Below are 12,401 nucleotides of genomic sequence, written 5' to 3'. Positions count from 1 at the left end.
TTCTAAAGTTCTTTACATCTATAAACATCTTTACATCATTTGCTTGTTTTGTTCCCCTGTTGTCATATTCTTTACCACCATTTCTCCTGTACTTACTTCATCTTCACCTATAATAACCACATACGGCATCCCCTGTACGTTCGCATAATTAAGCTGTTTTTTAAGATTTCCCTCTTCTAAATAAATTTCTACTACCTTAATGAATTTACGTATCATTTCATTAAAAATTAGTTGATTCTTTGGAGTAAGCTCCATAAAGTCTGGTAAAATAGATGATTAATTTTATTTTTCATAACCTTTCTCTCCTTATATTCAATATTTTTATTAAAAAAGCACCTAGGCTTTTACCTAAGTGCTTTGATGTCCCTTTCATAGGGGTAGAAATTATGAATTTTCCATCTTCACTGCAGATACAAGCCTAACGCAAAATAGACCTGTATCTACCAAATGTATTATTTTAACATTCTTCTTGAGGATAGGAAACACCCCATTCTTTTCTAAGCTGATCCATAATTTCTAATACACGTAGTGTATCTATATGTGGCATTTCTTCACATTCTAGCTTGCCTTCTTTAATTGCTTTAATACAAGCTCTTACCTCATATTCATAGCCTGAAATTTGTTTTGGCATAATAAAGTTCTCAATTTCTTTTCGATCATGAGAAAAAATGCGGATACGTTCACAGTTATTGATATTTTCGACTACCATATAACCTTTATCTCCAGAAATAATACCCTCTCGATTGGTCAAGGCTAAAGTTGTACTATTTAAAATAGCCATTTTACCATCCTTGTATTTAAAAGTAATACTATTTTGCAAATCGACACCTGTATTTGATAAAACTACTGCTGAACTTATACTTTCTATGTCATCACCAAAGGCCATTAGTGCAAAGTTTATAGGATAAATACCAATATCTAATAAAGCACCACCTGCTAAGCTTGGTTCAATAATTCTTGGTTTATCTGCAATGACATAACCTAAATTAGCAGTAAGTGTATGTGGTGTTCCAATGATGCCACTTGCTAATACTTCATTAATACGTTTTCTAGATGGCATATATCTGGTCCAAATAGCTTCTGCTAAAAGTAGCTTCTTTTCTCTTGCTAGACTTATAAGCGCCCTAGCTTCTTTTTCATTAACTGTAAAAGCCTTTTCACATAATACATGCTTGCCATGTTCTAAACAAAGCTTAGCATGCTCATAGTGGTGTGAATGAGGTGTAGCAATATAAACAAGTTCTACTTCTTGATCTTGTACCATTTCTTCATAGGAACCATAAGCTTTTTTAAAGCCATATTCCTCCGCAAACTCTTTGGCACGTGTATAATTTCTGGCTGCTACTGCATAACAGCTTGCCTCTTCCATTTGACCTATTGTTTTAGCCATAACACTTGCAATATTCCCTGCCCCTAAAATAGCAATCTTCATCTCAATCCCTCTTTTCCTGTGTCTTTATTACCGTTTTGGGTGTCACCCTGTTTTTACTATATCGTCTTTTTATCTGTTAAACAATATCCTAAAGATTATATATTTCTTTTTTACGCAAAAGAAGAGATAGATTAAAAATCTACCTCTTCCTCAGCTCCATTAGAATATTGAAGCTTTATTTTACTTTGCTCACCCTTTTTTTCTAACTTTAAACAGCCTAGCTGAGGATAAGTCTGTTTGCTAGTCGTTAAATAATCAAAGCCAAAATTAAGCCACTTATATAAAGAAACTTGATAGGTCCCTGCTGGTGTTTTTTCTAAAACCGCAACTTCATCAGCACCATCTCCTGTTAGATCAATGAACACTAAATCCATTAATTCATTATGAGATAAATAAGAACCAGTCCACTTACGTTCTATAAACTCACCATTCCATGAAAAGAAAAACGGCCTATTCATTACTTCTTTATAATATTTTGTATTTTTATAAACACCTACAAATATGTTCGTATACGCCTCACCTGGTTCTAATTTGCCTGCTCTTAAACTAAAAGGATTTACACTACTTATATCATTTTTGTAAATTAAATACGGAGTTAATAGTTCATTCTCTACCTCTAATGTATAAAACTGCAACTCTCTTCCAAAACTTCTCCCCTTAACCTTAAAAGACTCCTTATTCAGAGTTAATACTAAAAGTTCTTTTTTTCCATCTTGATTCATATCGTAGCAGGTCATATCTAACAAAGGCTCTTCTAGCAAAGTGCTTATAACTTTAGTCGTTGAATTTTCTACATACAACTGATGATTTTTCAAAGTAAGTGTATAACCCTGACCTTCTATATCCACTACTCCGGTTTTTAATATCTCTTTTATTGTAAGACTCTTTACAATAAGCCCAATCGTTACCACTAAAATGATTCCTATCATCAAACAGCTTACCATCTGTTTTTTACTTAACTGTTTTTTACTTAACTGTTTTTTACTTAACTGTTTTTTACTTAACTGTTTTTTCTTATGTAGCTTAATAATCATATAACCCATCTGGTCCTGGTGTTGGATTATCAGGTAACATAGCATCATCCCAAATGACTTCTACACTGGTAGTCGTTACCTTGTTAGGCTCTGTAGATACAAAAGATTTTGTCCATTCAGGTACTAAATCTTTAAGTCCTTCTGTTGGGGTAGTCATTGTAATACTTTCAAAGCCATATTCCTTGTTAATGCTTTTTTCAATTCCTAATAACTTATGCCACTCTTCATCTGTTAATCTTGTATCTGATAGGAATTCATAGTAACTAAAGGTAGCTCCTTGTGCTAAAAAGAGTTTTCCTTTATAAGGACAAATAACATAAATTTCATAAGGCAAACCCGAACCTAATTCTAGATAATTTCCGGCATCTAGAATTGTAGCTACATCAGAAATCACAGCAGATGTATAATTCTCAGTAGTAGCTGCATCAATAGACATATTCATACTTGCTAGCTGAGTACTTACTGAATCTACCATACCTCCAAAAGAACTTAAACGATCATATTCTTCAGCTGTAAAGGTTTCATTTGTTAATTCTTTTTGGGAACAACTTAAAATAATTTTTAAATCTTTCTGGATACGTTCAAGAACTTCTTTCGTCTCATCTCTTAAGAGATTTCTTGAAGATAAGCTAGTCATTGTATTTTCTGTAAGACTTAAAAGCTTAGCATAAACTTCAATATTGGGTTCTACATAAATATAAGGCATATTCTCTGGTGGTCCACCCATTTCTGCTACAGGTTGTTTTGAATAAAGGACTGTATCATGCTTTAACTCAGCGTAGCTACCTAAAGCCGTATGAATACTCTTATCAGTCCACGCTTCATTCCTCATAAAGCACGGCATACCTTCTATCTTTTCAAAAGACTTTGTAGCAGAGGAAATCGCCCATACCCATCCTGAATATAAGTTTGCTTCCCATGCTTTGTTTGAAAGTACTTTACATCTGTCTTGTAGGTTCTTTAGAGTAGGTAAATAATTCTCCCATTTTTCATTTGGCTTATAGTATTTTAATACTAATTCTTCAGAACGTTCACTACCTAATGCTGCTGTCACATCTAAACCTGAAGGTACAGGTCTTAAAAGTGGCTCCATTAAATTTTGCATAATATCAGCATCTATGGTATAACGTTGCCCCATAACACGGAACTGCATCCCTGTAGCTACTCCCTGAGTTATTACTAATTTATTTTGGATCTCAGGGGTCCTTAGACCTTCTATTTCTTTTCTTAATGAAGTTTCCTTTGATGAATCCATAAAACTCAGTAGACCCACCTTTTCACCATACACCTTTTTGATAACTGGCTGTATATCGTATAAGGTTAAATCATCAGCTGCCCCTACATAAATAGAAGTTGCCGTATAAATACGGTCCCAACTTGCAGTAGCTTCTTTTGAATTAAGAATAAGTAAACTCATCATTAAAGAAAGTTGGGTGTTTTCTAAATTAAATTTTCTATTACTGTCAATCATTTCAAAGCCTGCTTGCCCATACCACATCATTGCTTTAAAATAACGAGTTAATCTCTCTGTATTTGTATAATGACCTCTTACTGTATACTGGGTATAATCCAACTTTTTACCTGTAATAGGAGAAGTAGTTAGTTCTTTAGCTGTATTTATTAAATTTACTTCTTCATGTACAAGACTTTGTACTTCATCGGGAAGCTTGGTATTTTCTCCCAAAAGCTTATTAGCTACTCCATAGCAAGCTGTAATCCTCAAAAGCTGTTTCTTAATACTAGCATTCTCCGGATTCTCATATGCAGCCAAACTTTCTTTGAGCATAATACCGGTAAATCGATTAAGTTCCTCATTAAGCTCAGAAGCTTCTAACCCCTTTAGACTTTCGCTATAAAAAATATGATATAAGTTAAGTACCGCATCAGTTGTAATAAATAAGGGTGTCTTGGTATACTGTCCTGCTTCATACACTTGATGCAATTTTAAGTATGGATATTCAGCCTGAGGCTGCATCACTACAAAGCCATTTTCTTTAAGCATTTGTAATTGATTAGAGGTAAAGCCTTCAAATTGATCAAAGTTGATGACATTAGAAAAATCATCTGCTACAGGCATTTGTTCCACCTGTGGTACACACGTAATATCTTTATAATTGTAATCCGCTATGTATTTCTCTGGTAAAGCTGAAAGCTGCATAATTGAACCTGTTTCCGTTACCTTCAAAGCCTCTTTGTTACTCGTACTGGAGTTAACTAGCTCCGAAAACGTTTGAGGTTCCTCCCTAGTGCAACCTAATAGGGATAGAAGCTGTATACTTGTTAAAACTATAGCTCCTATCCGCAAAAGCCAGCGCCTTTTCATAAAAATACCTCCTCATAAAATGCATGATAATTAATTATAACAAATCTTCAAATAATTTGTGTTAATTTTTTATTACATTTATACGAGAATTCATTCATAATATTGAAATAAATATTTACTTATCCTAATCGCATCTCTACCCAATTTTCAGTCACATGTTTAATATACTTCCACCCTCTAGCTTCTAACCATTCCTTTGATACTTTGTTTAAGTCCCATTGCACTACAATCATCCTTTTTCACCTCATCTAGAGGATATCCATTTTTGTCTCTTTTATACGAAGATAAAAGACAAAAAGTGCTAGGAACCCTATTGGTTACACTAGCACTTTTCTTTCATTAGTTCTTTTATTAATTCTTTTATGCGTTTACTTTAGCTACTTCTTTCTCTTTTTTATTTGAAGAGAAAACTCTAATCACAGCTTTACCAATTTCATTGATTACTACTATAAGTGCTGCTGTTAAAATAACCTTGCCCCACATTACAGCACTTAGTGGTACAGCATTAAAGAAATCTGTAAATACTTGTGTGAAGATTAATTGCGCTACTGCTGTAATACTAATTACTTTTAATGCAATTGTATTTGCAAAGAAATGAGGTATAATACTTCCTGAACCAATTTCCCTACAGTTAAAAGCATTAAACAATGCAAAGAATGCAAAAAGACCAAATAATACTGTTTCCATTTCAGATGCACCATTAGGCATTACTGTTGTATCTGCTCCTAATGGATTAAAGATCATTTGAACTAAGATAATAGCAGAGATGATGACTGCATTAGTAATAATTGACTTAAGCATGGTCTTGGTAATAATACTACTGTTTCTGTTAACTGGTTTTCTGCTAAGAACAGAACGTCTTACTGGCTCTAGCCCTAATGCTAATGCAGGAGGTCCATCCATGATAATATTTACCCATAAAAGTTGAATCGTTGTAAATGGCATTGGTTGATCTAAGATTTGAGATATAACGGCAATTAGGAATGCAACAACGTTAACTGTAAGCTGGAACTGAATAAAACGTTGGAAGTTTTCATAAATACCACGTCCCCATTGTATTCCTCTTACAATCGTGCTAAAGCTATCATCTGTTAAAATAATATCTGCAGCATTTTTACTTACTTCAGTACCAGCAATACCCATAGCAATACCTACGTCTGCTTTATGAAGTGCTGGTGCATCATTAATACCATCACCCGTTACACCAACAACTTCTCCATTTTCTTGAAGCGCTGTTACAATTCTCATTTTGGTATCTGGTTTAGAACGTGCTACTATATTAATATTTTTAATTTCTTCACGTAATTCTTCATCTGTTAAAGTATCAATATAAGAAGATTCAACGGCAATTTTGCCACCTTCTAAGAGACCAAGCTCTGCACCAATAGCTTTTGCTGTATTGATATTATCACCTGTAAGCATTTTAGTTGTAATTCCTGCTTTAGCTGCTGTTTTAACAGCTTCAATAACATCCTCTCTAAGTGGATCACGAATACCTACAAAGGCATTGAATACTAACTGCTCTTCCAATAATTTTGGTTCATTAATGGTACCATCTTCTGCAATAGCTCTGCTTACTTCTTCCTCTGTTAAATATTTAAAAGCAAAACCAAGGGCACGCATAGCTTTTACTTGTAATTTTTCAATTCCAGCTAATAATGCTTTTTTCTTTTCTTCTGTAAGTGGTACAATTTCTGTCCCTTCTTGAACAAAAGCACAAGACTCAAGAAGTACTTCTGGTGCACCTTTTACAAGTACTGCACTTTTACCTTCATGCTTAATAACGGTAGACATACGTTTAAGCTTAGAATCAAAAGGTATTTGTGAGTGAATATGTGCATTTTTTCTTTCTTCACGGTAGTCTCTATCACGATAATATAAAAGAAGCGCACACTCTGTAGCACTACCTAAGTATTTAAATTCTTTACCATCTTGCTCAATATCAGCTGTTCCATTTAATAAGCAGTTAAGGTCAAATAAACATGGTGTTCCTTTTGGAGGCTCTGTTACATAAGAACCACCCACATACACTGTTTCTACTGTCATTCGGTTTTGTGTAAGTGTACCTGTTTTATCTGAACAAATAACAGAAATAGAACCTATTGTTTCACAAGCTTCTTTTTTAGTTACTAATGCATTAATCTTAGCCATCTTTTGCATAGTAATAGCAAGTGTCATATTAATCATCGTTGGTAAACCTTCTGGTACAGCTGCTACAATAAGAGCAATACATACAATGAAGGCTGTTTTAATACCATCTACTGAACTTAAGAAACCGGTAATGCTTGAAGTATCAGGTTGCACTGAACCATCCATAATCATTCTTACAGTCATGAAGATGAAGAGTAGACCAGCAATTGCACTTGACACCTTAGAAATCGTAGTCCCTAAATTACCAAGCTTAATTTGAAGTGGTGTTTCACCTGCATCTTCATTAAGGTTTTGTGCAATACGTCCCATCTCAGTATCATCACCAATAGAGGTTACAACAAAGCTCCCTGTACCTTGTGCTACGAAAGTACCACCAAATACCATGTTTCTTTGTTTAGCTGGCACTGGATCTTGAATAATGGTTTCACCTTTATTATTTTGAATACTTTCAAGTTCTACTACAAGGTCTGCTTTTTTACTAACATCGTCGGCTTCACCTGTTAACATATCTTCTCTTACTTTTAAGTTAACATTTTCAATCATACGCCCATCAGCTGGAATCATGTCCCCTGTTGTAATATGAACAATATCACCTGGTACAATATCTGATTTTAAAATAGTGGTGACTTTACCATCTCTAACTACTTTTACTTGAATGTCTTCAGTTAGTTTAGAAAGCGCTTTAGCTGCTTTTTTAGATTTACCTTCTGTTACAATACCAATTGTAATACCCAAAGCTACAGCCACTACGATACCAATAGTATCTGCAAATTCTCCTACAAGGGCACTTATAGCAGCTGCTACAAGCAAGATAATAATCATAGGTTCTGTCAAACTATCTTTAATATTATCCCATAGTGTTTCTTCTTCCCCTGGAGTAAATTCATTTTTGCCATATTTTTCTTGGCGCGCTCTGGCTTCCCCACTGGCAAGCCCATGCTCCGAGTCTACCTTGAGCTCTTCTAATACTCTTTCTGATGTTTCATTGAAGTATTTCATTTGTTTGTGCTCACTCCTTTTAATCCATTGAATTTTTAGATACTTCTATATTTATAGCTTATTCTTATAAAGTTATAATGAAAATGGCGAGACTTATACACTTTTTGAAGTATATAAGTCTCGCCATTCAAGATTAAACCAGAATAAAATTCATGATGTTGATTTAATCACACATTCAGTGCCGACTACTCCCTTATGGAATACGCTATAAATTTCCTTTATTATAGCATTAGTCAAATTCATTCGCAACAACTTTTTATTATTTGTCTATTTATGTTCAAATATTCGTTATCTCAGCTTTCTTTTACATAAGAACAACAATAGTCGCTTACTTCTTTAATAATAAGATCAAAACTACTATTTTTCTCAACTTCAAAGCTAGTACCTTCTCCATAGGTAACAAAACAATCACTATTTGGTAATTTCACATCCATAGAGCCACCTAAAACCTCCATGATTTCTTTATCGCCTGTAGAAAAAGTGTAGTTACCTGGAAGCATTATACCTAATGTCTTTCTCTCTCCATTGGATAAAATAACGGTACGGCTTGTCACTCTCCCTTTGAAATAAACATTTGCTTTCTTAATAATAGTTGTATTTTCAAATTGGCTCATCTTGAATCTCCTTAGTTATTTAAAATAATAAGGCTATTCTAAATTATTATTATCATTTTTTCAATCTAATATTTTCCTTACTCAATTATAGGTAGTTTCTTTATCCATGACTTTAAGCCTTTTTACAGCCACAAAAAAAGCTGCTACGCTTTATGCATAACAGCTCTTTTTGTACTTGATTCTATATTTGTTTAATTACAACAGCTTCTTTGGCACCTGCTTCTACATCACCTATTTTTACAATCTCAACTATTTCATTCTCTTTAAGATTTGGGAAAACAATTGGTGTAATAACAGATGGTACTTTTGCCTTAACATTTTCAAGGTCTACTGTTAAAATCAAGTCACCAGCCTTTACTTCTTGCCCTTGTTCGATATGAGACTCGAAGCCTTCACCGCCTAATTTTACAGTATCTAATCCAAAGTGAATAAGTACCTCATGACCTGTTTCTGTCTCAAAAGTAGCTGCATGTTTTGTTGGAAATACGTTTGTCACTTTACCACTCACTGGTGAGTAAACTTTTCCATCTGTTGGTTCAATGGCAAAACCATCGCCCATCATTTTTTCTGCAAATACTGGATCCGGTACTTCTGTAATAGGCATTAAACGCCCTGTTAATGGCATTTTAATTTCCACTGAAGCACTAGTTCCTTGTGTTTTTTCTTTTACTTCTGCTTTTGTTTCTACTTTTTCATCTTCTTTAGTAGCTATAGCTTCTTTTGCTGCTGCAAGTGCTTCAGCACTTACTTTACCTTCAATAATATCTAGAATATCATTTTTGATAACATCTGATTTTCCACCAAAGATAACTTGAACATTGTCTCCAACTTCCATGACACCTGCCGCACCTAAACTTCTAAGTGCTGCTTTATTTACCTTCTTAATGTCACTAAGACCTACACGAAGACGTGTGATACATGCATCTAAGTTTGTAATATTTTCCTTGCCACCTAAGTATTCAAGTACTTGAATCGCAAGAGCAATTCCTTTTTGATCTCCTGATGCTGTATTCCCATCTTCTTCATCTTCTTCGCGACCAGGTGTTTTAAGATTGAATTTCTTAATACAGAAGTTAAATACTACATAGTAAAGAACAAAGAATACAAGACCTACTAATACAATGTATATCCAGTTAGTTGGTACACCTGCTCCTGCTGGAAGAAGTCCAAATAGTGTAAAGTCAATAAGACCACCAGAGAAAGTCATACCCACAAATACATTAAAGATATCCATTAACATGAATGATAAACCTGCTAAAACAGCATGAGCTGCATATAATACTGGTGCTACGAATAAGAAAGTGAACTCAAGAGGTTCTGTAATCCCTGTAATCATTGCTGTTAATGCACCTGATAAAAGTAAACCACCCACTAATTTTTTCTTAGAAGGAAGGGCATTTTTGTACATTGCTAAAGCTGCACCACTAAGACCGAACATCATGAATGGGAATTTACCAGCCATGAAACGTGAAGTACCTTTTACAACTTCAGCCATAGTTGCTGCATCTGCACCCACTAAACCTGACATATTAGAAAGTTGTGCAAAGTATGCTGTGTTTGCACCATTAACTAACATTGTTGTACCGTCTGCAAGATGCACTGTACCTTCCACGAATCCTGTATACCAGAATGGTGTATAGAATACATGATGAAGACCTACTGGAATAAGGCTTCGTTCAATTGTTCCATATAGGAATGTTCCCATGGCACCTGAATTATTAACAAGATCTGCAATAACTGCAATACCATTTTGAACGACTGGCCATACAAATGATAAAAGTACACCAACGAATAACATGACTACTGAAGTTACAATTGGAACAAATCTAGAACCACCAAAGAAGCCTAGAACTTGTGGTAATTGAATCTTATGATATTTGTTATGTAGCGTCGATGCAATAATACCTGCAATCATACCACCAAATACAGAAAGATTAAGTGTAAATATACCAAGTGTTGTTGTTACATATGAGCTATACTCTGCTGGTATATTGTCTGGAGTTAACACACCTAATGGTGTTACCCCTAAAGATAACATAGTTGAAACAGCTGTATTCATAATTAAGAAACCAACAGCTCCTGCAAGACCAGCTGTTCCTTTATCTGACTTAGCTAATCCTACAGCAATACCAATCGCAAATAACAATGGTAAATTGTCAAATACTGCTCCACCTACTTTTTGCATAACTGTTAATATAGCTGTTACAGCTTCTATATTAACAAAGCTAATAAGACCTTGATAAATAGCTGGTGGATTTTCAAGAGATGCTACGTTAAGTAACGCACCACCTACACCAAGTAAGATCCCTGCTGCTGGTAAAAGTGCAATCGGTAACATGAATGCCTTACCTACACGTTGTAAAAGGCCGAAAACTTTACTTATACCTTTATTTTTCATGTTTGTCTCCTTACTTTTGCTAAGTAACCGTTTTCATGGTCACTTTGCACATGCTTATTTTTATTTTTACCTATTAATTTTATCATTAGCTTCGATTATGTCAACTATTTTTATCTATTTAAACATTATATAGTGCAATTTATACATTGTTTGTTTTATATTTTAGTATGTTATGTACATATAATATTATTTGATTTTTATTTTTTATTTAGCAATATTGCTTATTTTTTCACTTTACCTGTTTGTTTTTTCTAATGCAAACTTACTTTTTTATAAGCCTATTTTTTACTTAATAAAGATGTGAAATATTACATTTAAAAGACGAAATCCTTCATTATTTGTTTTTACTTTTCCTATATTGTATAATATTTTTACCTTGATTTAACTTAAGGTTAACTACATAAGACCTGTTATCTTATTAAGCTAAAGGAGACTATCATTATGAAAAAATTAGGGGTATTTTTTATAACTACCTTATTATCCGCAACTACAATTTTGGCTACTCCTATTAAAATTCAAGTTAATGGAAAAGAAATTCAAAGTAAAGTAGCACCTATTACACAAAATGGTACAACCTTAGTACCTCTTCGTATCATTAGTGAAGAATTAGGAGCCTTCGTGGAATGGTCCCCTGCTACTAATACCATTACCATTTATAGTGACCTGGCTAATTTACAATTAAGCATGGGATCCTTAGAAATGACTAAATTAGACTTCGCTTCTAATTCAGAAACACAAATCACCTTAGCCCTAGCACCTATTCAAATTAATAGCACTACTATGGTTCCCTTGCGTGCTATTTCTGAAGGATTAGGTTGCAATATCAATTATGCTAGTGGTGTCATTGATATCAACTCACCTACTACAACTGTGCAACCTGGAAGCCCTCAATTTACTGAAGAAACAAAGCTTATCATCCAAAACGATTTAACCAATAAATATGGTATCTGCCAAACTGTAGCTGGTGACATTCCTCTCACTTTCAGCCTCACAGTTAATGAAAATAAGCTTAAATACTATCCTTGTGATTTTGAAATAGCCGCCAAGCTTTCAGAACAAGATATAGCACACTTAAAAAACTTAACACTTACAGCTCCAGATACAGCCGTATATGTAAAAAAACAACTACAAAGTCATATGGGGCAGCTTGCTTTAGAATTAATAACTACTTATCCTGAAGCAAAGTTTTGGGGATATTACGATCTATCTCACTACGAAACAACTGATACAAAACAAAAACTTATTACAAGTTTTGCTTGTACTTGGATGAATTATATGCCTGATAAAGATCTTACTTATGCAGGTAGTAAAAAAGGGTTATTTACATGGTTTACAAGTTATGATACGGAAATTTGGTAAAAAAGGGGCTGTCGCGCAATTAATCAATTAGATTAGTTGCACGGCAGTCCCTACTTTTATATAAAATTATAAGGCAGGGGATAATCCCCTG

At 34.1% G+C, this 12,401-nt stretch carries 8 protein-coding genes; 1 reads left to right on the top strand and 7 read right to left on the bottom strand.

Features of this window, described 5'->3' with window-relative positions:
- Positions 1–30 precede the first annotated feature (30 nt).
- From EKH84_RS08720 to EKH84_RS08690, 7 genes are all read right to left on the bottom strand, one after another.
- Positions 31–255, bottom strand: coding sequence for a His/Gly/Thr/Pro-type tRNA ligase C-terminal domain-containing protein (locus tag EKH84_RS08720; protein WP_127065972.1), 225 nt, complete (start codon positions 253–255; stop codon positions 31–33).
- Between the two features lie 202 nt (positions 256–457).
- Complete coding sequence (locus EKH84_RS08715; RefSeq protein ID WP_127065971.1) at positions 458–1,432, bottom strand: Gfo/Idh/MocA family protein; 975 nt, start codon at positions 1,430–1,432, stop codon at positions 458–460.
- A 131-nt stretch (positions 1,433–1,563) separates the two neighbouring features.
- On the bottom strand, positions 1,564–2,466 hold the full coding sequence (locus EKH84_RS08710; RefSeq protein WP_127065970.1) for a hypothetical protein: 903 nt from the start codon (positions 2,464–2,466) through the stop codon (positions 1,564–1,566).
- On the bottom strand, positions 2,456–4,789 hold the full coding sequence (locus tag EKH84_RS08705; RefSeq protein ID WP_127065969.1) for a DUF3160 domain-containing protein: 2,334 nt from the start codon (positions 4,787–4,789) through the stop codon (positions 2,456–2,458). The genes EKH84_RS08710 and EKH84_RS08705 overlap by 11 nt, the downstream gene beginning before the upstream one ends.
- A 360-nt stretch (positions 4,790–5,149) precedes the next feature.
- Positions 5,150–7,939 (bottom strand): calcium-translocating P-type ATPase, PMCA-type, encoded by a 2,790-nt coding sequence (locus EKH84_RS08700; protein WP_127065968.1) that lies wholly within the window; start codon positions 7,937–7,939, stop codon positions 5,150–5,152.
- Positions 7,940–8,232: 293 nt separating this feature from the next.
- Positions 8,233–8,553 carry a pyrimidine/purine nucleoside phosphorylase gene (ppnP, locus tag EKH84_RS08695; RefSeq protein WP_127065967.1) on the bottom strand — a complete coding sequence of 107 codons (321 nt, stop codon included), beginning with the start codon at positions 8,551–8,553 and terminating at the stop codon, positions 8,233–8,235.
- A 181-nt stretch (positions 8,554–8,734) separates the two neighbouring features.
- Complete coding sequence (locus tag EKH84_RS08690; RefSeq protein ID WP_127065966.1) at positions 8,735–10,951, bottom strand: PTS transporter subunit IIABC; 2,217 nt, start codon at positions 10,949–10,951, stop codon at positions 8,735–8,737.
- 441 nt (positions 10,952–11,392) lie between these two features.
- On the opposite strand from EKH84_RS08690, the gene EKH84_RS08685 reads away from it, so the two are divergent.
- Entirely contained in the window at positions 11,393–12,310 is a 918-nt protein-coding gene (locus tag EKH84_RS08685; protein ID WP_127065965.1) for a copper amine oxidase N-terminal domain-containing protein, read from the top strand.
- Positions 12,311–12,401 lie beyond the last annotated feature (91 nt).

Origin of the sequence: Cellulosilyticum sp. WCF-2 (genome assembly GCF_003990395.1) — a bacterium.
Lineage (GTDB): Bacteria > Bacillota > Clostridia > Lachnospirales > Cellulosilyticaceae > Cellulosilyticum > Cellulosilyticum lentocellum.
This window is presented reverse-complemented; position numbering and strand designations above follow the sequence as displayed.

What these genes read in the sequence shown, in the direction of transcription:
- EKH84_RS08690 (WP_127065966.1), bottom strand. Translation starts at nt 10,951, where the DNA reads ATGAAAAATAAAGGTATAAGTAAAGTTTTCGGCCTTTTACAACGTGTA.
- ppnP (WP_127065967.1), bottom strand. Translation starts at nt 8,553, where the DNA reads ATGAGCCAATTTGAAAATACAACTATTATTAAGAAAGCAAATGTTTAT.
- EKH84_RS08720 (WP_127065972.1), bottom strand. Translation starts at nt 255, where the DNA reads ATGGAGCTTACTCCAAAGAATCAACTAATTTTTAATGAAATGATACGT.
- EKH84_RS08710 (WP_127065970.1), bottom strand. Translation starts at nt 2,466, where the DNA reads ATGATTATTAAGCTACATAAGAAAAAACAGTTAAGTAAAAAACAGTTA.
- EKH84_RS08715 (WP_127065971.1), bottom strand. Translation starts at nt 1,432, where the DNA reads ATGAAGATTGCTATTTTAGGGGCAGGGAATATTGCAAGTGTTATGGCT.
- EKH84_RS08705 (WP_127065969.1), bottom strand. Translation starts at nt 4,789, where the DNA reads ATGAAAAGGCGCTGGCTTTTGCGGATAGGAGCTATAGTTTTAACAAGT.
- EKH84_RS08700 (WP_127065968.1), bottom strand. Translation starts at nt 7,939, where the DNA reads ATGAAATACTTCAATGAAACATCAGAAAGAGTATTAGAAGAGCTCAAG.
- EKH84_RS08685 (WP_127065965.1), top strand. Translation starts at nt 11,393, where the DNA reads ATGAAAAAATTAGGGGTATTTTTTATAACTACCTTATTATCCGCAACT.